General features: G+C 70.1%; 23 protein-coding genes. 3 read left to right on the top strand and 20 right to left on the bottom strand.

What is annotated here, in order from left to right:
* Nucleotides 1–122: 122 nt before the first annotated feature.
* The 6 genes from JWR86_RS14675 to JWR86_RS14650 form a co-directional block, all read right to left on the bottom strand.
* Nucleotides 123–1,112: an ABC transporter substrate-binding protein gene (locus JWR86_RS14675; RefSeq protein ID WP_299566920.1), complete on the bottom strand. Its 990-nt coding sequence runs from the start codon at nt 1,110–1,112 to the stop codon at nt 123–125.
* Between the two features lie 206 nt (nt 1,113–1,318).
* Complete coding sequence (locus tag JWR86_RS14670) at nt 1,319–2,365, bottom strand: transketolase family protein (RefSeq protein ID WP_299566918.1); 1,047 nt, start codon at nt 2,363–2,365, stop codon at nt 1,319–1,321.
* Complete coding sequence (locus JWR86_RS14665) at nt 2,362–3,273, bottom strand: transketolase (RefSeq protein WP_299566916.1); 912 nt, start codon at nt 3,271–3,273, stop codon at nt 2,362–2,364. The genes JWR86_RS14670 and JWR86_RS14665 overlap by 4 nt, the downstream gene beginning before the upstream one ends.
* Nucleotides 3,274–3,433: 160 nt before the next feature.
* Nucleotides 3,434–4,306: an alpha/beta hydrolase gene (locus tag JWR86_RS14660; RefSeq protein ID WP_299566914.1), complete on the bottom strand. Its 873-nt coding sequence runs from the start codon at nt 4,304–4,306 to the stop codon at nt 3,434–3,436.
* A 46-nt stretch (nt 4,307–4,352) separates the two neighbouring features.
* Nucleotides 4,353–5,465, bottom strand: coding sequence for a M20/M25/M40 family metallo-hydrolase (locus JWR86_RS14655; protein ID WP_299566912.1), 1,113 nt, complete (start codon nt 5,463–5,465; stop codon nt 4,353–4,355).
* Nucleotides 5,466–5,568: 103 nt separating this feature from the next.
* A complete protein-coding gene (locus tag JWR86_RS14650; RefSeq protein ID WP_299566910.1) occupies nt 5,569–6,492 on the bottom strand; it encodes a tellurite resistance TerB family protein in 924 nt (307 codons plus the stop codon).
* A 167-nt stretch (nt 6,493–6,659) separates the two neighbouring features.
* On the opposite strand from JWR86_RS14650, the gene JWR86_RS14645 reads away from it, so the two are divergent.
* Complete coding sequence (locus JWR86_RS14645) at nt 6,660–8,336, top strand: thiamine pyrophosphate-binding protein (protein WP_299566908.1); 1,677 nt, start codon at nt 6,660–6,662, stop codon at nt 8,334–8,336.
* A gap of 9 nt (nt 8,337–8,345) precedes the next feature.
* Here the strand turns inward: JWR86_RS14645 and JWR86_RS14640 are convergent, their stop codons facing one another.
* From JWR86_RS14640 to JWR86_RS14615, 6 genes are all read right to left on the bottom strand, one after another.
* A complete protein-coding gene (locus JWR86_RS14640; RefSeq protein WP_299566906.1) occupies nt 8,346–8,864 on the bottom strand; it encodes a MerR family transcriptional regulator in 519 nt (172 codons plus the stop codon).
* Between the two features lie 26 nt (nt 8,865–8,890).
* A complete protein-coding gene (locus tag JWR86_RS14635) occupies nt 8,891–9,205 on the bottom strand; it encodes an integration host factor subunit alpha (RefSeq protein WP_299566904.1) in 315 nt (104 codons plus the stop codon).
* A gap of 125 nt (nt 9,206–9,330) precedes the next feature.
* The gene (locus JWR86_RS14630; RefSeq protein WP_299566902.1) at nt 9,331–10,323 is read right to left on the bottom strand and encodes a beta-ketoacyl-ACP synthase III; all 993 of its coding nucleotides are present in this window, start codon (nt 10,321–10,323) and stop codon (nt 9,331–9,333) included.
* A 10-nt stretch (nt 10,324–10,333) separates the two neighbouring features.
* Nucleotides 10,334–11,368, bottom strand: coding sequence for a phosphate acyltransferase PlsX (gene plsX / locus JWR86_RS14625; RefSeq protein ID WP_299566900.1), 1,035 nt, complete (start codon nt 11,366–11,368; stop codon nt 10,334–10,336).
* A gap of 74 nt (nt 11,369–11,442) precedes the next feature.
* A complete protein-coding gene (locus tag JWR86_RS14620) occupies nt 11,443–11,979 on the bottom strand; it encodes a DUF177 domain-containing protein (RefSeq protein ID WP_299566898.1) in 537 nt (178 codons plus the stop codon).
* Entirely contained in the window at nt 11,976–12,518 is a 543-nt protein-coding gene (locus JWR86_RS14615; protein ID WP_299566896.1) for a ubiquinol-cytochrome C chaperone family protein, read from the bottom strand. The genes JWR86_RS14620 and JWR86_RS14615 overlap by 4 nt, the downstream gene beginning before the upstream one ends.
* Before the next feature lie 109 nt (nt 12,519–12,627).
* Here JWR86_RS14615 and JWR86_RS14610 point away from each other — a divergent pair, with 109 nt between their 5' ends.
* Nucleotides 12,628–13,080 carry an outer membrane protein assembly factor BamE gene (locus JWR86_RS14610; RefSeq protein WP_299566894.1) on the top strand — a complete coding sequence of 151 codons (453 nt, stop codon included), beginning with the start codon at nt 12,628–12,630 and terminating at the stop codon, nt 13,078–13,080.
* A gap of 108 nt (nt 13,081–13,188) precedes the next feature.
* On the opposite strand, the gene JWR86_RS14605 is transcribed toward JWR86_RS14610, so the two are convergent.
* From JWR86_RS14605 to glyA, 8 genes are all read right to left on the bottom strand, one after another.
* The gene (locus JWR86_RS14605; RefSeq protein ID WP_299566892.1) at nt 13,189–15,345 is read right to left on the bottom strand and encodes a sodium-translocating pyrophosphatase; all 2,157 of its coding nucleotides are present in this window, start codon (nt 15,343–15,345) and stop codon (nt 13,189–13,191) included.
* Between the two features lie 294 nt (nt 15,346–15,639).
* Nucleotides 15,640–16,626 carry a thiamine-phosphate kinase gene (gene thiL, locus JWR86_RS14600; RefSeq protein WP_299566890.1) on the bottom strand — a complete coding sequence of 329 codons (987 nt, stop codon included), beginning with the start codon at nt 16,624–16,626 and terminating at the stop codon, nt 15,640–15,642.
* Between the two features lie 5 nt (nt 16,627–16,631).
* Nucleotides 16,632–17,123, bottom strand: a complete 492-nt coding sequence (gene nusB / locus JWR86_RS14595; protein ID WP_299566888.1) for a transcription antitermination factor NusB — start codon at nt 17,121–17,123, stop codon at nt 16,632–16,634.
* Complete coding sequence (gene ribH, locus JWR86_RS14590) at nt 17,116–17,613, bottom strand: 6,7-dimethyl-8-ribityllumazine synthase (protein WP_299566885.1); 498 nt, start codon at nt 17,611–17,613, stop codon at nt 17,116–17,118. Before ribH ends, nusB begins: the two co-directional genes overlap by 8 nt.
* A 208-nt stretch (nt 17,614–17,821) precedes the next feature.
* Nucleotides 17,822–18,457, bottom strand: a complete 636-nt coding sequence (locus tag JWR86_RS14585) for a riboflavin synthase (protein ID WP_299566882.1) — start codon at nt 18,455–18,457, stop codon at nt 17,822–17,824.
* Entirely contained in the window at nt 18,439–19,584 is a 1,146-nt protein-coding gene (gene ribD / locus JWR86_RS14580; protein ID WP_299566880.1) for a bifunctional diaminohydroxyphosphoribosylaminopyrimidine deaminase/5-amino-6-(5-phosphoribosylamino)uracil reductase RibD, read from the bottom strand. Before ribD ends, JWR86_RS14585 begins: the two co-directional genes overlap by 19 nt.
* On the bottom strand, nt 19,581–20,066 hold the full coding sequence (gene nrdR, locus JWR86_RS14575) for a transcriptional regulator NrdR (RefSeq protein ID WP_299566878.1): 486 nt from the start codon (nt 20,064–20,066) through the stop codon (nt 19,581–19,583). Before nrdR ends, ribD begins: the two co-directional genes overlap by 4 nt.
* A 5-nt stretch (nt 20,067–20,071) precedes the next feature.
* Nucleotides 20,072–21,376, bottom strand: a complete 1,305-nt coding sequence (gene glyA, locus JWR86_RS14570) for a serine hydroxymethyltransferase (protein ID WP_299566876.1) — start codon at nt 21,374–21,376, stop codon at nt 20,072–20,074.
* Between the two features lie 261 nt (nt 21,377–21,637).
* Between glyA and JWR86_RS14565 the strand changes: the two genes are divergently transcribed.
* Nucleotides 21,638–22,057 (top strand): endonuclease domain-containing protein, encoded by a 420-nt coding sequence (locus JWR86_RS14565; RefSeq protein WP_299566874.1) that lies wholly within the window; start codon nt 21,638–21,640, stop codon nt 22,055–22,057.
* Nucleotides 22,058–22,077 lie beyond the last annotated feature (20 nt).

The raw sequence follows: 22,077 nt of genomic DNA, 5'->3' as shown, positions 1-22,077 counted from the left end.
AAGTAGAGATTGCCGCAACTTGCTGAACGGACTGCCTACGCCGCCTTCTTGTAGAAGCAGGCGCGTGGGCCGCACGCGGCCATGTCGCTAGAGCGCTCAGCCGGGCCAGCGCCTCCCGTCAGTCATTCGATGACCTCGTCGGCGCGCGCCAGAAGCGACGGCGAGATGGTGAGCCCAAGGGCGGCGCCTGTCCTGAGATTGATCACGGTCTCGAAGCGCTCGCTCGCCTGTACGGGCAAGTCGCTCACCTTGGCCCCCCGTAGCAGCCGGTCGATATAGCCGGCGGCACGCTGTGCATCCTCGGCGACGCTGTTCGTATAGGCCGCAAGTCCGCCGAGCCGGACCGGCGCACTATAGGCAAAGACGGCCGGCAGCCCGAGCTGCGCAGCGAGATCGACAATCAGCTTCCCATGCAGGCCGGTTGTTGCGTCTGGCAGCACGAGAAGCCCGCCATTTGGAGTCTGGGCAAGGGACACAAGCGCGCGCTCGATGGCGGGGCCATCGTGAACACCACCCGCGGTGGCCTGAATGCCAAGTCCCAGAGTTGCTCGCTCCAGCGCCGCGGAGTAGCCGGCAAAACGCGCGTGGTTATCCGGGTTGATGATCGCCAAGGCTCGCGTGGTACGGGGGCTAAGCTCCTTCAGGAGCTCCAGCCACTTGCCTACGAAGGAATACTCAAAGTTCGTGAAGCCCGTGAGGTTTGCTCCCGGCCGCGACAGGCTCGAAACGAACCCGCCTCCGACCGGGTCCTGGACCTGGATGAAGACGACCGGGACTGTGTTCGTGGCCCGCTGCATGGCGGCCGCTCCGACGACCCCCTGCGCGAACACGACTTCAGGCTTGTGCGCCAGGATCTCGTCCGTGTAGCGCCTCACGAGTTCGGGTTGGCCTCCCGCATACCTGAGATCGATCGCGAGGGTCTGTCCCTCGATCCATCCAAGCCGTTGTAGCGAGTCCTTCAGGGTGCCAACCATGAGCGGCGCGTCCGGATGCTGCTCGCCATAAACCAGAAGAACGCCGAGCCGGCGGAGCGGACCCTGCTGCGCCCAGCTGGACGCCGGGAAAGCGGCGGCTGCGCCGCCCATGGCTGCGATGAACTCCCGCCGCCTCATTCGCTCTCCCCTTGAGTACCGGCTGAGAGGCTATTCCGCAGCAGGGCAGCACTCAAGTAAGACCCTTCGGCGGAAATAGCTCTTCGTTGTTCTCGTTGGAGCACATGTCATGTCCGGCAGCGATCCGACCCGAATGCCGGGGTAGCAGAAGGGCGCCTCCGCGCCCGGTCCGGCGCGTCGCCAACTTAGGGTCCGGACCGAACACCTCAGGTCGCCGCTGCGGCGCGCTCGCCCAGCCAGTCGCGCACGCGCCGGGTCATGGCCTCGGTCGAGATGCCGTAGCGATCGTGCAGGGTCGGCAGGGCGCCGGCGTCGAGGAACATGTCCGGCAGGGCGATCTGGCGGAAGGCCGCGGGCCGGACGTCCGATCGCATCAGCAGCCCGGCGACGGCCTCGCCGAGCCCACCCACGATGCTGTGGTTCTCGGCCACGATCACCATGCGGCCGGTCCGGCCGGCCTCGCGCAGGATGGCCGCCTCGTCGAGCGGCTTGATCGTGGGCACGTGCAGCACCCCGACCTCCAGCTTGTCGGCCCGCAGCGCCTCGGCCGCCTCCAGCGCCCGCATCGTCATGAAGCCCGACGAGACGATCAGGGCATCCTGCCCGTCCCGGATGAGTTGCGCCTTCCCGAGTTCGAACCGGTAGCCGTATTCGTCGAGGCAGAGCGGGACGTTGCCGCGCAGCAGCCGCATGTAGACGGGCCCGCGATGGGCGGCGATCGCCGGCACCGCCTGCTCGATCTCGTGCGCGTCGCAGGGGTCGATGATGGTCAGGTTGGGCATGCCCCGGAAGATCGCGATGTCCTCCGTCGCCTGGTGGCTCGGGCCATAGCCGGTGGTCAGCCCCGGCAGGGCGCAGACCACCTTCACGTCCAGGTTCTCCTCCGCGATCGCCATGGCGATGAAGTCATAGGCGCGGCGCGAGGCGAACACGGCATAGGTGGTGGCAAACGGCGTGAAACCCTCGCGCGCGAGGCCGGCCGCCGCGCTGATCATGACCTGCTCGGCCATGCCCATCTGAAAGAACCGCTCCGGATGGGCCTGCGCGAAGATGTGCAGGTCGGTGTACTTCGCGAGGTCGGCCGTGACCCCGACGATGTCGGTCCGCTCTCGCGCGAGTTCCGCCAGGGCGTGGCCGAACGGGGCCGGCCTGGTGCGCTGATCCGGCCCGGCCAGCGAGGCGATCATGGCCGAGGTGGTGAGGCGGGAGCCGGCCGGGGCCGGCGCCGGGCGGCGGTACTTGTCGCGCGTCATGCGAGCCTCCCGGCGTCGAGCGCCTCGCGCGCCCGCGACCATTCCTCCGGCTCCACCCTGAGGAAGTGATTGCGCTCGCGCGCTTCGAGAAAGGGCACGCCCTTGCCCATGCGGGTGTCGCAGATGACGATCCGGGGCTTCGGCTCGGCGAGGCGCCGGGCCCGGTCGAAAGCGGCGACCAGCGCCTCCAAGTCGTTCCCGTCGACGCGCTCCACATGCCAGCCGAAGGCCTCGAACTTGGCCCCGAGGGGCTCGAAGTTCAGCACGGCCGTCGAGGGGCCGTCGGCCTGCATGTTGTTGACGTCGACAATGCCGACGAGGTTGTCGAGCTTCCAGCTCCCGGCCGACATGGCGGCCTCCCAGACCGAGCCCTCGTCGCATTCGCCGTCCGAGAACAGGCAATAGACGAAGCTGCCGGAGCGCTTGCACTTCAGGCCGAGGCACATCCCGACCGCAATGCCGAGACCCTGGCCGAGCGAACCGCCGGTGATCTCCATCCCGGGCGTGTAGCTGGCCATGCCGGACATGGGCAGGCGGCTGTCATCCGTGCCGTAGGTCTCGATCTCGTCCTCGGGGAGGATCCCGGCCTCGATCAGCGCCGCATAGAGCGCGATGGCATAGTGGCCGATGGACAGCAGGAAGCGGTCGCGCCCCTCCCATTCGGGCTCCTCCGGCCGGTAGCGCATGGCGTGGAAATAGGAGACCGCGAGCACGTCGGCGACGCCGAGCGCCTGGGCGATATAGCCCTGGCCCTGCACCTCGCCCATGCGCAGCGCGTTGCGGCGGATGCGGTAGGCCCGCTCGTGCAGCGGAACGTTGTGGCCGGCCCCGCCGGGCGGCCCCGCCCCGTCCGGGGGCGTCTGCTCGTCCTGCCCGCTGGCCGGCAAGCCCGGTTGTGGCCCCGCCATGTCGAACCCTCCCTTGCTGCCGGTCGCTGCCGGCTCACGGAGGTCAAAAGCCGCCGTGTCGCCGGTCGCTGCCGGCTGGCCCGGGACCAACCATTCCCGCGACCTCCCTTCAAGCGGATAAGCGCCAAGGGCGCCGAAATCGGCTCCGGGCAGGGCGCCGTCAGGTCGCGGCCAGGGAGGTGAGGAGCGCCGCGTTGAAGGAGTCGGGATCCTGCATGGGCGCGAAGTGGCTGAGACCCGTCAGCGCCACCAGGCGGCTGCCCGGGATGGCGGCCGCGATGCGGCGGGCGTGGTCGGGCCGGATGATCTCGTCGAACTCGGCCATGGCGACGGTGACCGGCACCCGGATGGCCGCGAGCCTCCGCCACGGCCAGTTCGGCTCGCGCCGCCACATCGCGCCGAGCCCAGCCGCGAGATCGGGCCAGCGCTCGGGATGGGGCGACAGCGCCCGGTAGTCGCGCCGGCAGCGGGCCACGTATTGGGCGAAAAGCGGGGTCCGTGAGCCGCCCGGGACCAGGCCGTCCAGCGTCGTGTTGGCTCCGAAGGCGAAGATCCGGGCGACCCGCTCGGGCCGCAGCATGGCGAGCTGCAGCGCCGTGATGGCGCCGTCGCTCCAGCCGGCCACGGCCACTTTGCCGAGCCCGAGGTGATCCAGGAGCGCCACTGCGTCTGCGGCAAAGGCCGGAAAGCCGAACAGCTTCGTGTCGACCGGGCTGCGGCCGTGCCCACGGGTATCCACTACGGTGACGTGATAGCGGCCCGACAGGGCCTCGACCTGTCGTGACCAATGGCCCGAATGGCCGAACCCGCCGTGCAGCAAGAGAACCGGCTCGCCCTCGCCGAACTGCGCGAAGAAGAGCCGCACGGCCCCGAGCTGCACGCTGCCGTGCCGGGTCGCGCGGCCGAGATCGAGGGCCGGCACCTCGGGCAAGGTCAGGCTTCGGGCCCGCCGGGGCGCGCCCTGCTCGGCCGACACCATGCCCGGCACGGAAGCGGCCAGGACGCCGGCCAGGGCCCGACGCCGGGTCAGCATGGCCGAGCGCCTGCATTCCGGCCGCGCAAAAGCCCGCTCCCCGCCGTCAGCGCAGCCGCCCTTCGGCGACCTGCTCGGCGAGGCGCATGAAGACCGGCAGAGCGTTCTCGATCTCGCAGACGGCCAGCGCCTCGTTCGGCCGATGCGCCACGGCGATGCTGCCGGGCCCCAGCAGCACGCAGGGCGCGATGGCCTGCAGCTCAGCCGCGTCGGTCCCGTAGGGCGCGACCCCGGCCGTCTCGCCCGTGGCCTCGCTGCACAACCGCACGAAGGGGTGGTCGGGCGCGAGTTCCGGCGGCCGCCCTTCCCAGGATTCCGCGAGCGCCAGCCCGAAGCGCCGCGCCGCCGCCCGGACGCCGTCCACGACAAAGGCCGGATCCACACTGGCGCTGTATCTGAACTTGATGGTCGCCGTGGCTCGGGGAACGCTCACGTTCACGGCTGTGCCGTGGTTGTCGATGATGAGGTTGAAGTCGCTGAAGACGGGGTCGTAGGCCGGGTCCTGCAGGGCCGGATCTCGGTGCAGCCGCTCGTGGATCTTCCGCATGGCGGTCAGGAAGGGCACCAGGTCCCAGTTGGCGTTGCGGCCCCGCCCCGTCGAGGAATGCGCCTGAACGCCGGTGGCCGTTGCGGTGAACTGCACGTGGGCCCGGTGGCCTCGCATGGGCACCATGGAGGTCGGCTCGACCACCAGGATGGCGTCGGTGCCCCGGGCGAGTTCGGACCGCTCGGCGATGGCCCGGGCCCCACCCTTGGTGGTCTCCTCGTCCGTGGTCAGCAGCAGGATGGCCGGGACGTGATCGGGAAGCGCGCGGGCCGCCACGATGGCGGCCGCGGTCTGGCCCTTCATGTCGGCCGACCCCAGCCCGTACAGCAGCCCGTCGGCCACCTTGCCGCTCCACGGGTCCTCGACCCACCCAGTGTCCGGCACAGTGTCCATGTGGCCGGAAAAGGCGAGGCCCCCCGGCGGTCCCCGACGGGCGACCAGCGCCCGCTTCGGGGTGCCGGCCTCGTCGAGATAATCGAGCCGCTCGATCTCAAAACCCCGCAGCTCGGCCTCGATTCGGTCGGCGATCGGGATGTTGGACACGAAGCTGCGGCTGTCCATGCGGACGAGATCGCTGGCGAGAGCGAGCGCCGCTTGCGCGAGATCGGTCATGGCTGGGTCCGGCACCGTGGGGTTGCGGGGCCAAGCATGGCGCGGTCAGGCGCGGGCCGCCAGTGTCCCCAGCGGCCGTGGGAGCCCGAGGGGCCCCGGCCCGCTACGGGCCCGCGCGGACAGCCGGCGCGGCCTCCTCGATCGTCGCGTGGAGGTGCTGGACGAGGGCGTCGTCGAGCCGCAGTCGCGCCGCCAGCAGTTGCAGGTAGCCACGCTCGGCCGGGTTGTCGACATCGATGGCCAACAGCGACGCGGCGTAAATTTCCGCAGCCTCCTCGAGGTTGCGGGCGCCTCTGGCGACCGCCTCGACGTCCAGCGGTGCCCGCAGCTCATCCATGACAAACGCCTTGTCCTCCTGATCGAGCGGAAGCTTGTCCATGGCGGCGAAGATGTTCGTCTGTTCGGTCGCGTCGATATGCCCGTCCGCCTTGGCGGCCGCGATCATGGCCCTGAGCAGCGCACGGCCGAGCGATTGCTGGTCCGGCTCCGCGGCGGGCTGAAAGGGGGAGCCGGCCGGCGGCATGGGCAATGAACCGCCCGTGCCGAATCCGCCGGGCGCGGCAGCGCCGGTGCCAAACCCGCCGGTGCCAGTTCCGCCCATGCCGAACGCGCCAGCGCCGAAGCCGCTTGGAGCCGGGCCGGTCGGCACGAAACCTCCCGGCCCGGAGCCGGCGAAGCCGCCCGATCCGCGCGGCGCGCTGCCGAAGCCGCCGCCGCCCTGCCCCGCGCCTTGGCTCGCTTGCCAGTTCTGGAACGCCTTGTAGGCAAGGGAGGCCACCAGGGCCATGCCGCCGAGCTTCATCGTGGAGCCGCCGAGTCGCCGCCCCGACTTCGAGCCGAGCAGAAGGCCGGCGAGGCTCGCCGCCAGGGGCGCGCCGCCCCCACCGCCGCCATGCCGGCCGCCTAACCCGCCGATCATTCGGCCGATGTCGCCGAGACCGCCCGAGGAGCCGGTCTGGCCGAAGCCGCCGGACGGGCCGCGCCCGCCTCCGCCCAAAAATTGTTCCAGCAGGCGTTTCGCGTCCACCGTCTCTCTCCCGGTTCTCCGACCAAAGGTGGGACGCGGCGCCCGGCCTGCAACCCCGCCCCGGACACGGCCGGCAGAGCGGAAGGCGCGCCGAAACCCTGTTCATCGGGCGGCGGCCCGGCTAGCTAGGCCGCGCCGGCATCCCGCCGGGCAAAGAGGCAGGCAGGATGGCAGCGCAGACACGCACAGGCGGACAGATTCTGGTCGACCAGTTGGTCGTCCAGGGCGTGGATCGCGCAACCTGCGTGCCGGGCGAAAGCTACCTGGCCGTGCTGGACGCGCTGCACGACGCTGCCATCGACGTGCTCGTGTGCCGCAACGAAGGCGGCGCCGCCATGATGGCGGAGGCGCAGGGCAAACTCACCGGCAGGCCCGGCATCTGCTTCGTGACCCGCGGGCCCGGTGCGACCAACGCGAGCCCCGGCGTCCACATCGCCAAGCAGGATTCGACCCCGATGATCCTGTTCGTCGGCCAGGTCGACAGCAGCATGCGAGAGCGCGAGGCGTTCCAGGAGCTCGATTACCGGGCGGTGTTCGGGACCGTGGCCAAGTGGGCCGTCGAGATCGACCGCGCGGACCGCATCCCGGAGATCGTGGCCCGGGCCTTCCGGGTCGCCATGCAGGGGCGGCCGGGCCCGGTGGTGATCGCGCTGCCGGAAGACATGCTGACCGACACGGCGCAGGTCGTTGACGCGCCCCGGGTCGAGCCGGTCGAGCCCTGGCCGGCTCCGACCGACATGGAGCGGCTGCAGGCGATGCTGGCGGAAGCCGAGCGCCCCTTCGTGATCCTGGGCGGCTCCCGCTGGACGCCCGCGGCCCGGGCCGCCGTGGTGCGCTTCTCCGAGCGATTCGACCTTCCCGTCGGCACCTCGTTCCGCCGCGCACACCTGTTTCCCGCCGACCACCCCAACTACGCCGGTGATGTCGGCATCAATCCCGGACCCAAGCTGACCGCACGAATTAAGGAGGCGGACCTCCTGCTCCTGATTGGCGGCCGGATGTCGGAGATGCCCTCATCGTCCTACACGCTGATGGACGTGCCGGTGCCGCAGCAGCGCCTGGTCCACGTCTATCCGGATGCCGCCGAACTCGGCCGCGTCTACCAGCCGGCGCTGGCGATCGAGGCCGCTCCCGCCGCCTTCGCGGCCTCCCTTGCAGGGCTGGAGCCGCCCGCTCAGATCTCCTGGAAGCAGCGCAGCGCCGAAGCACGGGCCGATTATCTGGTCCGCACGGAGCTGCCGCGCAGCCTGCCGGGCAACTTCCAGACCGGGGCCGCGATGGTGTGGCTGCGGGACCGCCTGCCGGGCGACGCGATCGTCACCAACGGCGCCGGCAACTTCGCGACCTGGGTGCACCGCTTCCTCCGCCTCGAGCGGTCGCGGATCAACCTCGCCCCGACCTCGGGCTCGATGGGCTACGGCCCGCCGGCCGCGATCATGGCCAAGCGCACGTTCCCGGACCGAATCGTCGTGTGTTTCGCCGGGGACGGGGACTTCCTGATGAACGGCCAGGAATTCGCGACGGCCGTGCAGTACGGCATTCCAGTGATCGTGGTGGTGCTGGACAACGCCATGTACGGCACCATTCGGATGCACCAGGAGCGGGATTACCCCGGACGCGTCTCGGCAACCCGCCTGAAGAACCCCGATTTCGCCGCCTATGCCCGGGCCTTCGGCGGCCACGGCGAGACCGTGCGGCGGACGGAGGATTTTGCGGAGGCATTCGAGCGCGCGCTCGCCTCGGGACTGCCGTCCATCTTGCATTGCCATGTCGACGAGGAAGCCCTGACCCCCGACCGCACGCTGTCGGAAATCAAGGGCACCGGGGCGGCGAAACCCGCCTGAGCGGCTGCTCTAGGACCGGCGCAGCCCTTCCAGGGCGCGCTGGCACTCGAGCAACTCGTCGAGCACCGAATGGAGAAGCTCCCGGTTGCTGTCTGACAGGCCGGGAGCGAAGTCCGCGCCCTCGGGCGGCCTGCCCATCATCGGGCTCGCGGGCGAACCCTCCGCCCCAAACAGGTCGTTGTCGCCGAGCAGGCCCGCCGGCATCTCGTCGCCGAGATCATCCTCGCCCGCTTCCGGCGCCGGAAGCGCCGTGGTCTCGCCCCGCCCGACGCCCTGAACCGAGCGCGGCCCGGCCTCCTTGAGGATGCGCTGCACCCCGCGGATCGTGTAGCCCTGACCATAGAGAAGGTGCCGGATGCCGCGCAGCAGGTCGACATCGTCCGGCCGGTAATACCGCCGGCCGCCGCCACGCTTGAGCGGCCGGATGGCCGGAAAACGGGTCTCCCAGAAGCGCAGGACGTGCTGGGGAATATCCAGCTCCTCCGCGACCTCGCTGATCGTTCTGAACGCGTCCGGTCCCTTGCTCATCGACGCATCGCGGAGCGGCCCGCCTCTCAGCTTGCGTCCTCGCCCTCGCCGCCGCCGTTGATGCGGCTCTTGAGGACGTTCGACGGCTTGAACACGAGCACCCGGCGGGGCTCGATCGGCACCTCGACGCCGGTTTTCGGATTGCGCCCGACCCGCTCGCCCTTGCTGCGGACCAGAAACGACCCAAAGGACGACAGCTTCACGGGCTCGCCCCGCTCCAGACCGGCGCAGATCTCGTCCAGCACCTTCTGGACGAGCGCGGCCGATTCCGTCCGGGACAACCCGAGCTTCTGGTACACGGCCTCGCTGAGATCGGCCCGCGTCACAGTGCGACCCGCCATCGCCGTCTCCCCACACAGCCGGAACCCGGCCGCACCGCCGCTCGGCGGGTAGAGCTATTCGGTCGCACCTGGACGGTCAACCCTCGGAGAAATCAAGAAAACCTGATCCGGCGATCGGCCGCCGGCTACCAGCGGATCAGGGCGCTTCCCCACGTGAAACCGCCGCCGATTGCTTCCAGCATGACGAGGTCTCCCTGCTTGATGCGCCCGTCCTTGCGGGCGACGTCGAGGGCCAGCGGGATGGAGGCCGCCGACGTGTTGCCGTGCCCCTCCACCGTGATCACCACCTTCTCGCGCGGGATGCCCAGCTTGTCGGCCGAGGCCTCAATGATGCGCCGGTTGGCCTGGTGCGGCACGAACCAGTCCAGGTCTTCCGGCCCGAGCCCCGTTTCAGCAAAGGCCTCCCTGACCACGTCGACCACCTTGCCGACCGCGAACTTGAACACGTCGCGGCCTTCCATGCGGAGGTGGCCGGTGGTGCCCGTGGAGCCCGGACCACCGTCGACATAGAGCCGGTCGCGATAGCGGCCGTCCGAGCGCAGTTGGGTGGTCAGCACGCCGCGATCGGACGCCTTGCCGTCCCCCTCGCCCGCCTCCAGCACGATGGCGCCGGCGCCGTCCCCGAACAGCACGCAGGTGCCCCGGTCCGTCCAGTCCACGATCCGCGAAAAGGTCTCGGCGCCGACCACCAGGGCGCGACGGTGAGAGCCGGACAGGAGGAACTTGTCGGCCGTTGCGACGCCGTAGATGAAGCCCGTGCAGACGGCCTGAAGATCGAACGCGGCTCCGCCCTGGAGGCCGAGCCCCATCTGGATCTGCGTGGCGGTGGCGGGAAACGTGTAATCGGGCGTCGAGGTGGCGCAGACGATCAGGTCGATATCGCCAGCTTCCAGCCCCGCATCCGCGAGCGCCGCCTGGGCAGCCTTCAGGCCCAGGACGGACGTGGTCTCGTCCGCAGCCGCGATGTGGCGTTCACGAATCCCGGTCCGCTGCACGATCCAGGGATCGGACGTCTCGACCATCGTCTCGAGCTCGGCATTCGTGAGCACGCGTGGAGGCAGGTAGGAGCCGCAGCCGCGCACGATGGAGCGCCGCGTTGATGTCGAACTGGCGGTCAAAAGGCGTTCCTCAGGACGACCCGGCGGTCGATGTCTGTTCCAGCATGTCGCGGATCGTCTGCATCAGATGGTGCTGGGCCATGTCATGCGCCATATCGATCGCGCTCGCGAAGCCGAGCGCGTCCGTGCCGCCATGGCTCTTCACCACGACTCCTTCGAGCCCCAGGAACACGCCTCCATTCACCTTGCGAGGGTCCATCTTGTCGCGCAGGGCGTCAAAGGCGGACCGGGCGAAGAGGTATCCGATCCGGGCCATGAGGGTCCGGCTCATCGCCGAACGTAGGTATTCGCCGATCTGCTTGGCCGTGCCCTCGGCCGTCTTCAGCGCGATGTTGCCCGTGAAGCCCTCGGTCACCACGACATCGACGGTGCCGCGGCCGAGATCGTCGCCTTCGACGAAGCCGTGATAGGTGAGCCCCGGGATGTCCTGCTCGCGCAGCATCCGGCTTGCCTCACGCACGATCTCGACGCCCTTCACCTCTTCGGTGCCGACATTCAGCAGCCCGACCGTGGGGCGCGGCAGGTCGAACACGATGCGGGCCATGGCGGCCCCCATCACGGCCATGTCGACCAGGTGGGCGGCATCGGCCCCGATGGTGGCGCCGACATCGAGCACCACCGATTCGCCGCGGGTGGTCGGCCAGATCGCGGCGATGGCGGGCCGCTCGATATGGGCCATGGTCTTCAGGCAGACCTTGGACATCGCCATCAGGGCGCCGGTGTTGCCGGCCGACACGCAGGCGTCGGCCTCGCCGTCCCGCACCGCCTGGATGGCCATCCACATGGAGGATTTCCACCGGCCAGACCGGAGCGCCTGGCTTGGCTTCTCGTCCATAGCGACCGTCAGCTCGGCGTGGCGAAGCTCGACGGCGGCCTCGAGAGCCGGGAAGCGCGCCAGGATCGGCCGCACCACCGCCTCGTTGCCCACGATGAGGAAGCGCATGCCCGGATGGCGCTCGAGGGCGAGCGCGGCTCCGGGAACAACGACCTCCGGACCGGCATCACCGCCCATGGCGTCGAGCGAGATGCGGACCGGTTGAGGCATTCAGGAATTCGGACGGGCTCGGAGATCGGCCGGGGACCATATCGTCTCGGCCCCGGACCGCAACCCCGTTTCGCCTAACCCGTTCCGCCGCTTTCCGGCCGAAGCACGGCGAGACGGCCGAAAGGCCCCTCCTCCGTGTCCTCGGGCGGGTTCTCGAACACCGCGCCGGGCTTGCGCGGATAGGGATCGAGCCCCAGCGCCAAAAACTCGGCCGCGATGGCACCGAGGTCGACCCGGTCGCCGACCAGCTCCTCGGCCGCCAAATCGTCGGGCGTGAGTTCCAGTTCCTCTCCGCGAGATCCGGCCCGAGCTCGGCCGGGGAGCTGGAACTCCGCTTCGACCTCCTCGTCCACCCGGCTCTCGAAGGGTTCCAGAGACACCACGCACACCTGGTCGAGGCGCGATTCGACGCGCCCCGTGACCCGGATGCGGTCGCCGAGTGCCACAACGCGGAAGCGGGCCTCCAGCGTGTGAATGGCCGGAAGGTCGAGATCTCGGGCCAGCGCTTCCCGCTCGGCCGCCGTGGTCTCCACATGCACCCGGGTGCCGTCCGGCTTGATGGCGTGCAGGGGCAGCGGGCGCGACAGGGGCCCGACGCTGTCCGGGGTCACGAGGCCAGCTCCCGCGACCGGACCACGGGCGGGCCTGCCCAGGCCGCACCGCTGAGGATGGCGTCGAGATCGGCTCCGGCAAGCCGGCTGTCCGCCGCGAGCAGATGGTCGGCAACGCCTGAAACGGCCGCCGGCGGCAGGCCGAGACGCAAGCCGAGCTCGGCGGACAGGGCCGCGGAGTCACGCTCAGACAGCGCGTTCTCGTATTTCAGGGTTCGGTCGTAGAAGGCGCGGGCCAGCTTCTTCATGCGCTTGGGCACCCCAAAATCCCCAATTCCCGATTCGCGCAGAGCGATCTCGAGATGGGCGAACACGGCGTCGACGAGTTCTTGCGCCACCTCCTCGGCCGGCTCCGGCAGGTTCCGAAGTCGCCGCATCAACAGCAGCACATGGAGGGTCAGGCCCTCGAACCGCCCTTCGATCGTGTCGGGCAGCCCGCCGGGCCCGTAAAGGGCGGGCGAGCGCGATTGCTCGACCACCATGTGGTGCAGATCGCCGATCACCCGGCGCCGCTCCGTCCTGGCCGCGAAGCCGAACATGGACATGCTCCCTGGCGACGCACCCGGCCGCCTTGTCAAAGCCATAACCCGCCGCTACGGCACCTCGCCCGGTCGGACAAGCCGGGCGTTATCGTCGCTGAGGTCCAAGATGTCGCGCCCAGGGTATAAGCCGTTCGCCCGTCTTGCCGGAGCCGTCCTCCTTGGCTCCCTCCTCACGGGCTGCATGATCGGCGAGGACCTGCACCGGGGCTACGTCGTCGACGAGCGGGCCGTGGCCCAGGTGAAGCCAGGGCTCGGACCGGAGCAGGTGCTGCAGATCCTCGGCACCCCGTCCACCGTCTCAACCGTCGGCAACAAGAGCTGGTACTACATCAGCCAGACCTCGAGCCGGACGCTGCAGTTCATGGGCGAGAGGGTAACGGACCAGCGCGTCACCGCTGTCTATTTCACGCCCGGCTTCAAGGTCCAGCGCGTCGCCCTCTACGGCATGCAGGACGGCAGGGTGTTCGATTTCATCTCCCGCAAGACCGAGGCGGGCGGCCAGGAGGCGAATTTCGTGGCTCAGCTGTTCCGCGGCCTGGGCACCTTCATCCCGAACTAAGCCGAGACCCGGCGCGTCCGCTACGCGGGCGCCCTCGTCACCGTCTGAGATGCGCAACGCCGCGGTCTCCCGCGGCGTTTCTGCGTTTCCGGAAGGGGCTGCTGCGGTTCAGCTGTGGGCGAGGATGGCCAGCAGCAGCAGCGCGATGATGTTGGTGATCTTGATGGCAGGATTCACCGCGGGGCCCGCGGTGTCCTTGTAGGGATCGCCGACGGTGTCGCCGGTCACGGAGGCCTTATGCGCCTCCGAGCCCTTCATGTGCCGCACCCCGTCCTTGTCCACGAAGCCGTCCTCGAAGGACTTCTTGGCGTTGTCCCAGGCGCCGCCGCCCGAGGTCATCGAAATCGCGACGAAGATGCCGGTCACGATCACGCCCATCAGCATGGCGCCGACAGCCGCGAAGGCCTGATTCTTGCCGGCGATCGCCTGGATGACGAAGAACGTCACCACCGGGGCCAGCACCGGCAGGAGGGACGGGATGACCATTTCCTTGATGGCCGCCTTGGTCAGCATGTCGACCGCGCGGCCGTAATCGGGCCGCTCGGTCCCCTGCATGATGCCGGGCTTCTCCCGGAACTGGCGGCGGACCTCCTCGACCACGGAGCCGGCAGCCCGGCCCACGGCCGTCATGCCCATGCCGCCGAACAGGAACGGAATGAGCCCGCCCAGCAGGAGGCCGACGACGACGTAGGGGTTGGACAGCGAGAAGTCGACCACCACGCCCTTGTAGAACTGGAAGGCGGTGGAGCCGGCCTTGTTCGCCTCGGCGATGAAGAAGTTGAGGTCGGAGGTGTAGGCGGCGAACAGCACCAGCGCGCCGAGGCCGGCCGAGCCGATCGCGTAGCCCTTGGTCACGGCCTTGGTCGTGTTGCCGACCGCGTCGAGCGCGTCGGTGGACTTGCGGACGTCGGCCGGCAGCCCCGCCATCTCGGCGATGCCGCCCGCATTGTCCGTGACGGGCCCGAAGGCGTCGAGCGCGACGACCACGCCGGCGAGCGCCAGCATGGCAGTGGTCGCGATGGCGATGCCGAACAGGCCGGCCAGGCTGTAGGACACGATGATGCCGGCCACGATGACGATGGTCGGCATGGCGGTCGCTTCCAGCGACACCGCAAGGCCCTGGATGACGTTCGTGCCGTGGCCGGTCACGGAGGCCTGAGCGATCGACACGACCGGCCGCTTCCCGGTGCCCGTGTAGTATTCCGTGATCACCACGATGAGCGCCGTCACGGCGAGGCCGGCCAGGGCGCAGCCCAGGAGCCCGGCGGAGGTGAAGCTCACGCCCTGGTTGGTCGTGAAGGTGGTCCGGAAGCCGCCGAACATCACGAGGTTCACCAGCGCGATCGCCCCGATCGAGAGCACGCCGGCCGTGATGAAGCCCTTGTAGAGGGCCCCCATGATCGAGCCGTTCTGCGACAGCTTCACGGCGAAGGTGCCGATAATCGAGGTCACGATGCAGGCGGCGCCGATCCCGAGCGGGTACAGCAGCATGGTCTCAAGATTGGGCTGGCCGGCAAAGAAGATCGCGGCCAGCACCATCGTGGCCACGATGGTGACGGCGTAGGTTTCGAACAGGTCGGCGGCCATGCCGGCGCAATCGCCGACGTTGTCGCCCACATTGTCGGCGATGGTGGCCGGGTTGCGCGGGTCGTCCTCGGGAATGCCCGCCTCGACCTTGCCGACGAGGTCGGCGCCGACATCGGCGCCCTTCGTGAAGATGCCGCCGCCGAGGCGAGCGAAGATCGAGATGAGCGAGGCGCCGAAGCCGAGCGCGACGAGCGAGTCGATCACCATGCGGCTGGCCGGCGCGTAGCCCAGCAGCCGCGTAAGGACTGCATAGTAAATCGTCACCCCGAGGAGCGCGAGGCCGGCCACCAGCATCCCGGTCACGGCGCCGGATTTGAAAGCGACGTCGAGCCCATCCGCCAGGGACACCGAGGAGGCCTGGGCAGTCCGGACGTTAGCCCGCACCGAGACGTTCATGCCGATGAAGCCCGCCGCTCCGGACAGAACCGCTCCAACCGCGAAGCCAATGCCGACCCAGATCCCGAGCAGCCAGGTGAGGAGCGCGAACAGGATGATGCCGACCACGCCGATCGTCAGGTACTGTCGCCGAAGATAGGCCTGCGCCCCCTCGGCGATTGCTCCCGCGATTTCCTGCATCCGGGCCGTCCCCGCGTCCCGCCTCATCACGTCGTTGATTGCCCAGAAGCCGTAGGCGATCGACAGAGCGCCTCCGAGAACGATGAGGAGGATTGTCAGCATCTCGAACCCTTGCAGCTGGTACCTGGCCGCGTCGAAGCCTCGGGCCGGTGCAGACGCACGCAGCCGCGGCTCATCCTGCGACGTTCGCGGATTGCGCCATGGTAGTGCCAAACTTTCGACTGGATCGCAATCAGAGCGGAGACTTGGCGTTTACAATTCGCAACCGTCGTTCGCCCCGCCCGCAAGAAGAAGAACCAGCAGCACCAGTTCGACCCCAGGGAACCGGCGCCCGTTCGGGCCGGACGGCGGCGGTCAGGCAGGACACGTCGCGCCCCGCCCATGCCGCGGGGCGGGTCAGAAATGCTGGAAGGAGGCAGCCGTCAGCCGGCATGGTCGGCCGCGATCCAGGATCCGCAGCGGCTCCATCCCTTGGGTGACGCAGCCGATCTCCCGGATGGCCAGGCCGGCCGCCTCGGCGCGCCGGCGCATCTCCGGCAGGCGCCCTGCGGGAAGCGTGAACAGGATCTCGTAGTCGTCCCCCCCGCAGACAAGCCGGTCGCGCAGGTTCGGGTCGGCCGTCAGGGCGCAGGAGGCCGGCTCGGAGAACGGAACCAGGGCAAGGTCGATCTCGCCGCTGACCCTGCTGGCCCTGAGCATCTTGGCGAGGTCGCCCACCAGGCCGTCAGACACGTCCATCGCGGCGGAGGCCAGGTCGCGCAGCGCGCCGGCCAAGGCGAGCCGGGCCTCCGGCTGCCGGTAGCGGCGGACCAGCCGGTCCCGCCCATCCGGCTGCAGGGCCGCACTCCAAGCCGGCTCGGGGCCCGTGAGGAGATCGAGACCGAGCACCGCATCCCCGATCGTGCCGGACACGCAGACGCGGTCTCCGGGCTGAGCCGCGGTCCTGCGCACCATGCGGCCCTCCGGCACGTCGCCGAGCGCCGTGACGGAGAGAACGAGCCCGCCACGAGCCCGCACCGTGTCGCCGCCGAGGAGCGGGCAGCCGGCCGCCGCAGCGGCCGCGCCGAGGCCATCGGCGAAGGCGGCCAGCCAGGCCTCGGTCCAGCTGTCCGGCAGGGCCAGCGCGAGCAGGAACCCGACCGGATCACTGCCCTTGGCGGCAAGATCGGAGAGGTTCACGGAGAGGGCCTTCGCCCCGAGCGTGTGCGGAGGGTCGCCCGAGAGGAAGTGCACGCCCTCCACCAGCGCGTCGACTGTCAGGACCAGTTCGCGGCCCGGACGGGGGGCCAGCAAGGCGGCATCATCCGCAAGGCCGAGCGCTCCCGGCCCGGCAAGGGGAGCGAAGTAGCTGGCGATCAGCCCCTCTTCGCTCGGCCGCGCCAAGGTGCTCAGGCCTCCGTTCGAGAGGCCGACCGGCCGGTTCGATCCGGCAATTCGCCCTTGCGCACTTCGCGGGCAACGGAGTCCAGCACGCCGTTCACGAGGCCGGGCTCGTCGCCGCTGTAGAAGCTGTGCGCGATGTCGACGTATTCGGAGATGACCACCCGGGCCGGCACGTCCTTGCGGAAGCCCAGCTCGTAGCCCCCTGCCCGCAGGATGGCCCGGAGCACGGCTTCGATCCGAGCCAGCGGCCAGCCGGAGGCGAGCGCCCGATCGAGCGTGGGGTCGATCTCGCGCTGATGCTCCACTGTCCCGATGAGGAGTTGTCGAAAGAAGGCGTTCTCCGCCTGCTTGAACGACACGCCCTCGACCTCGCGGCCCATCCAGAACGCTTCGAATTCGGCCATCGCGTCGGTGACACCCTTCCCCGCGACGTCCATCTGGTAGAGGGCCTGCACGGCTGCGAGCCGGGCGGCGCTGCGCTCGGACGGCTTAGTCACGCAGGCGCTCCTCGAGCGAGGCCAGGGCGGCCAGTACCGACAAGGCGGCGCGCGCTGCGCCCCCGCCCTTGTCCATCTCCCCGACCCGGGCCCGCGCCCAGGCCTGCTCCTCCGTTTCCACCGTCAGGATGCCGTTGCCGATCGGCAGGCGGCGAGCGACGGAGAGATCGGTGACGGCACGGGCGCTCTCGCCCGCCACGATGTCGTAATGGCCGGTTTCGCCCCGGATCACGCACCCCAGCACGACCGCGAGCCCGTACGGACGGCCCGCTGCCTCGGCTCGGTCGAGCGCGATGGCGAGCGCGGACGGAAGCTCGAGAGCTCCGTCCACGGTGAGGGTGTCGACCTTAGCCCCGGCGGCCAGCAGGGCAGCGTTGGCGCCGGCGAGAAGTTCGTCCGAGATGCCCTCGTAATAGCGCGCTTCGACGATCAGGGCGCGCTGTCCGACGGCAGCCGGCGATGAGGATGTTGTCTTGGCTGTGGGGACCATGTTCTTCGTTCAGGAGCGAGCCGTCGCCCGGATATCGTGACTGTCGGGCCGTCTCGCGAGAGCCGCGGATGCGCCAACAGGGCTTGCGGGGTCCCCACGAGGGGCGGTGGAGGAACGAGCCGTCTCGGAGACCGCTGGTGGGGCGGTCTGCGCGGCGGGATCACGCTCCTGGAGTCGCGAACGTGGGTACGACCTTCTCGCGGCGCTCTCAATCCCCACGCGCGGCCGGGCCGGCCTGCGCCAGTCGAGCCGCATAGCGGGCCATCAAATCGACTTCGAGGTTGACGCCGTCGCCGGCCTGCCGCTCCCCCCAGGTCGTGACGTCTAGCGAATGGGGAATCAGCAGCACCGAGAAGGTGTCGTCCTCGACCCGGTTGACGGTGAGAGAGGTCCCGTCCAGCGCCACGGAGCCCTTCTCCGCCACGAACCCAGCCACCCGGGAGGGCACCCGCAAGGTGAAGCGCGTCGAGCGGCCGGAGCCGGCGCCCGTCACCTCCTCGCGGGCCAGGATGGTGGCGACGCCGTCGATATGGCCCGTGACGAGGTGGCCACCGAGTTCGTCGCCGATGCGCAGCGAGCGTTCCAGGTTCAGGCGTGTGCCCTCGCGCCAGGTACGGGCCGTGGTGCGCTCCAACGTCTCGGCCGCCACATCGACGTCGAACCACGCGCCTCTTTCGGCCTGGCCGACCCCCACAACAGTGAGGCACGGCCCGCCGCAGGCAATGGACGCTCCGAGGGCGATGGTCGCGGGGTCGTAGCGGCAGGCGATGCGAATCCGGTGGAGCCCGCCCCGATCGGCGCTCTCCACAACGCGGCCGATATCCGTCACGAGGCCGGTGAACATGGGTCCCTCTCGAAATGCTGCACGGTGTCCGCTCCGGCCCGCTCCGTGCGGGTCAGCCGCAGGTGGCCGGAGAGCGCGCCGGCCAGGGCCGGACCTGTCGCCGGAAGGCCGTGTCGGCCAAGAGCAGCCCCGCCGGTGATGAGAACGACCTCGTCCAACAGATCGTCCCGGGCCAGCGCCTCGGCAAGGGCCGGCCCGCCCTCGCACAGGACTCGGGTCAGCCCCCGGCTGGCAAGCAGGGCCAGGGCGGCCCCAAGATCAAGACGCCCATCGGGGCCGCGCGGGCAGCGGATAGCATCGCAGCCGAGACCGGCGAGCCGGCGCTCGGCCTCGGGATCCGCCTCCTCGGCGCAGACGAGCCAAGTCGGGCGGGCGGCGGCAGAGCGGGCCAGGCGACTCTCCGGCGGCAGCCGGAGACGGCTGTCGAGCACGATTCGCACCGGCGAGCGATCGGCCAAGCCCGGCAGCCGGACGTCGAGGCGCGGATCGTCGGACAGCACGGTCGCGACCCCGACCATCACGGCGTCGGCATGGGCGCGCAGCAGGTGAGTGCGGCCATCCGCATTCGGTCCGGTGATCAGGAGTCGCGGCTCGCCAGCCGGCGCGGCGGCATAGCCGTCCACTGTCCGGGCGAGCTTCAGGGTGACGGCCGGGCGGCCGTGACGCGTGCGCGTCAGGTGCCCACGGTGGGTTCGCTCGGCCTCCTCCACCGCCGCGCCAGCCACAACCCGGATTCCGGCCCGGGCCAGGATGGCATGACCCCGGCCGGCAACGCGCGGGTCGGCATCGCCGCCCGCGGTGACGACGCGGCCGAGGCCCGCGGCAACGATCGCCTCGGCGCAGGGCGGCGTGCGGCCGTGATGCGAACACGGCTCCAGCGACACGTAGAGTGTGGCGCCGCGGGCCAGGTTCCCGGCCCCCCGCAGCGCCTCGGGTTCGGCGTGGGGCCGCCCTCCCCGCGCTGTGATCCCCTGGGCGACAATGACGGAACGCCCCTCCTCGTGCCGGACCACCAGGGCGCCCACGGAGGGGTTGGGCCAGGTCAGGCCGTTATGCCGCCGGCCGAGGTTCAGGGCCGCGGCTGTGAAGCGCCGGTCCTCCTCGTCCGTCGCGATGCGGCCGCTCATGCCGGCTCGGCGGAAGCGGGTCCCGCGCGGTCGCCGGGCATCAAGGTGTCGAGAAGTTCCTTGAAGTCTTCTTTCTCCCGAAAATCCCTGTAAACCGACGCGTAGCGAATATAGGCGATCTCATCGAGGCTCTTCAGCGCCTCCATCACCAGTTCGCCGATCGTCTGGCTGGCAATCTCCGGCTCGCCGGAGCTTTCCAGCTGGCGCACGATGCCACTGATCAGCCGGTCGACCCGCTCGGGATCGACGGGCCGCTTGCGCAAGGCGATTGCCACGGACCGGCCGAGCTTGTCGCGGTCAAACGCCACCTGCCGACCCGAGCGCTTGACCACGCTGAGTTCCCTCAGCTGCACCCGCTCGAAGGTGGTGAAGCGGCCGCCGCAATCGGGACAGGCGCGCCTGCGCCGGATCGAGGCCGCGTCTTCGCTGGGCCTCGAATCTTTCACATTCGTGTCCGGCCCCCCACAAAACGGGCAGCGCATGGTGGTTAGTAGACCGGGAAGCGCCGCGTCAGGTCGCGCGCCCGCGTGCCGACGGCCGCCTCCACCGCCGCGTTGCCGCCCTCGCCCTGGGCGGCGACGCCGTCCAGCACCTCGACGATCATCTCGCCGACGCGCCGGAACTCCGCCACGCCGAAGCCCCGCGTGGTGCAGGCCGGGGTGCCGAGCCGGATGCCGGAGGTGACGGTCGGCTTCTCGGGGTCGAACGGGATGCCGTTCTTGTTGCAGGTCAGATGGGCCCGGCCGAGGGCGGCCTCGGCCGCCTTGCCGGTGAGGCCGCGCGAGCGGAGGTCGACCAGCATGAGGTGGTTGTCCGTGCCGCCGGCCACGATCGGGTACCCGGCCGAGGCGAGCGAGGCGGCGAGCGCCCGCGCATTCTCCACCACGGCATGGGCGTAGAGCTTGAAATCGGGCCGCAACGCCTCGCCGAAGGCCACCGCCTTGGCGGCGATCACATGCATCAGCGGCCCGCCCTGCAGGCCCGGGAAGATGGCCGAGTTGACCTTCTTGGCCAGCGCCTCGTCGTCGGTGAGGATCATGCCGCCGCGCGGCCCGCGCAGCGTCTTGTGGGTGGTGGTCGTCACCACATGGGCGTGCGGAAAGGGCGAGGGATGCGCGCCGCCGGCGACGAGCCCGGCGAAATGGGCCATGTCCACCATGAACACGGCCCCGACCTCGTCGGCGATCTCCCGGAAGCGGGCAAAATCCCAGTGCCGCGAATAGGCCGAGCCGCCGGCCACGATGACCTTGGGCCGGTGCTCGCGGGCGAGCGCCGCGACCTCGTCCATGTCGATCAGGCCGTCCTCGGGCCGCACCCGGTAGCTCACCACGTTGAACCACTTGCCGGACATGTTGACCGAGGCGCCGTGCGTCAGGTGGCCGCCACAGGCGAGGTCGAGCCCCATGAAGGTGTCGCCGGGCCGCATGGTGGCCATGAACACGGCCTGGTTCGCCTGGGAGCCGGAATTCGGCTGCACATTGGCGAAGCGGCAGCCGAACAGCCGCGTCGCCCGCTCGATGGCCAGCGACTCGGCCATGTCCACGAACTGGCAGCCGCCGTAATAGCGCCGGCCCGGATAGCCCTCGGCGTATTTGTTGGTCATCACCGAGCCCTGCGCCTCGAGCACGGCCCGGCTGACGATGTTTTCGGAGGCGATCAGCTCGATCTCATCCCGCTGCCGCCCGAGCTCCAGCTCCACCGTGCGGGCGATCTCCGGATCCGCCTCGGCGAGCGACGCCGAGAAGAAGGAGTTGGACAGCTGATAGCCGGATGCGACAGGGCTGGCGGACATGGTTCGGCTCGCGCGAGGGATGGCGCCGGTTAGCACGCCGGCGGGAGACGCGGCAAACCGGGGAGCCTGCGCAGCAGAGCGAGCGCTGCCCTGATTCCTCCCCCGCCCCGCGGGGGAGGTGGCGCGCAGCGCCGGAGGGGGCAGCGTCCCGAGCCGGCCCCACCCACTTGCCCCAGGGCCGAAAGGGCACAACGCTGGGTCCCCCGCCCCGCGGGGGAGGTGGCGCGCAGCGCCGGAGGGGGCAGGACGCCGGAGGGGCCGATGCGTGCACCGCGTCTGACATTCGAGCGCGCCCGCGCGCTGCGCGGCGCCATGACGCTGCCGGAGGTCGTCCTCTGGCAGGCCTTGCGGGCGGGAAAGCTCGCCGGCCTGCGCTGTCGCCGACAGCACCCGATCGGGCCCTTTATTCTCGATTTTTACTGTCCGGCCAGCCGGCTTGCCGTCGAGGTGGACGGCAGCGCCCATGACGTTCCCGACCAGGCGCGCCACGACGAGCGCCGGACGGCGTGGCTGGCCGAGCGCGGCATTCGCGTGCTCCGCTTCGCCGCGGCGGACCTGCTGAAGCCCGACATGCTGGAGGGCGTGCTCCTCACCATCGCAGAGGCCGCCGCGGAGGGCCGGGTCGCGGCTCTCCCGCGGAGCCGAGGGGGCCGCGAGCCCAGCGAGCCGAACGGGGGCTGATCCTCCCCCGCACAGCGGGG

It is taken from the genome of Enterovirga sp. (assembly GCF_028290205.1).
GTDB lineage: Bacteria > Pseudomonadota > Alphaproteobacteria > Rhizobiales > Beijerinckiaceae > Enterovirga.
The sequence above is the reverse complement of the archived record's forward strand: the minus strand, read 5'-3'. Positions and strand labels throughout refer to the sequence as shown.

Bases quoted from the DNA above. Each gene is read 5' to 3' on its own strand.
- JWR86_RS14660 (WP_299566914.1), bottom strand. From the start codon at position 4,306: ATGCTGACCCGGCGTCGGGCCCTGGCCGGCGTCCTGGCCGCTTCCGTG.
- JWR86_RS14565 (WP_299566874.1), top strand. From the start codon at position 21,638: ATGCGTGCACCGCGTCTGACATTCGAGCGCGCCCGCGCGCTGCGCGGC.
- JWR86_RS14675 (WP_299566920.1), bottom strand. From the start codon at position 1,112: ATGAGGCGGCGGGAGTTCATCGCAGCCATGGGCGGCGCAGCCGCCGCT.
- nrdR (WP_299566878.1), bottom strand. From the start codon at position 20,066: ATGCGCTGCCCGTTTTGTGGGGGGCCGGACACGAATGTGAAAGATTCG.
- JWR86_RS14665 (WP_299566916.1), bottom strand. From the start codon at position 3,273: ATGGCGGGGCCACAACCGGGCTTGCCGGCCAGCGGGCAGGACGAGCAG.
- JWR86_RS14645 (WP_299566908.1), top strand. From the start codon at position 6,660: ATGGCAGCGCAGACACGCACAGGCGGACAGATTCTGGTCGACCAGTTG.
- JWR86_RS14635 (WP_299566904.1), bottom strand. From the start codon at position 9,205: ATGGCGGGTCGCACTGTGACGCGGGCCGATCTCAGCGAGGCCGTGTAC.
- plsX (WP_299566900.1), bottom strand. From the start codon at position 11,368: ATGCCTCAACCGGTCCGCATCTCGCTCGACGCCATGGGCGGTGATGCC.
- JWR86_RS14615 (WP_299566896.1), bottom strand. From the start codon at position 12,518: ATGTTCGGCTTCGCGGCCAGGACGGAGCGGCGCCGGGTGATCGGCGAT.
- JWR86_RS14610 (WP_299566894.1), top strand. From the start codon at position 12,628: ATGTCGCGCCCAGGGTATAAGCCGTTCGCCCGTCTTGCCGGAGCCGTC.
- JWR86_RS14670 (WP_299566918.1), bottom strand. From the start codon at position 2,365: ATGACGCGCGACAAGTACCGCCGCCCGGCGCCGGCCCCGGCCGGCTCC.
- JWR86_RS14655 (WP_299566912.1), bottom strand. From the start codon at position 5,465: ATGACCGATCTCGCGCAAGCGGCGCTCGCTCTCGCCAGCGATCTCGTC.
- ribH (WP_299566885.1), bottom strand. From the start codon at position 17,613: ATGGTCCCCACAGCCAAGACAACATCCTCATCGCCGGCTGCCGTCGGA.
- JWR86_RS14605 (WP_299566892.1), bottom strand. From the start codon at position 15,345: ATGCTGACAATCCTCCTCATCGTTCTCGGAGGCGCTCTGTCGATCGCC.
- ribD (WP_299566880.1), bottom strand. From the start codon at position 19,584: ATGAGCGGCCGCATCGCGACGGACGAGGAGGACCGGCGCTTCACAGCC.
- JWR86_RS14585 (WP_299566882.1), bottom strand. From the start codon at position 18,457: ATGTTCACCGGCCTCGTGACGGATATCGGCCGCGTTGTGGAGAGCGCC.
- glyA (WP_299566876.1), bottom strand. From the start codon at position 21,376: ATGTCCGCCAGCCCTGTCGCATCCGGCTATCAGCTGTCCAACTCCTTC.
- JWR86_RS14640 (WP_299566906.1), bottom strand. From the start codon at position 8,864: ATGAGCAAGGGACCGGACGCGTTCAGAACGATCAGCGAGGTCGCGGAG.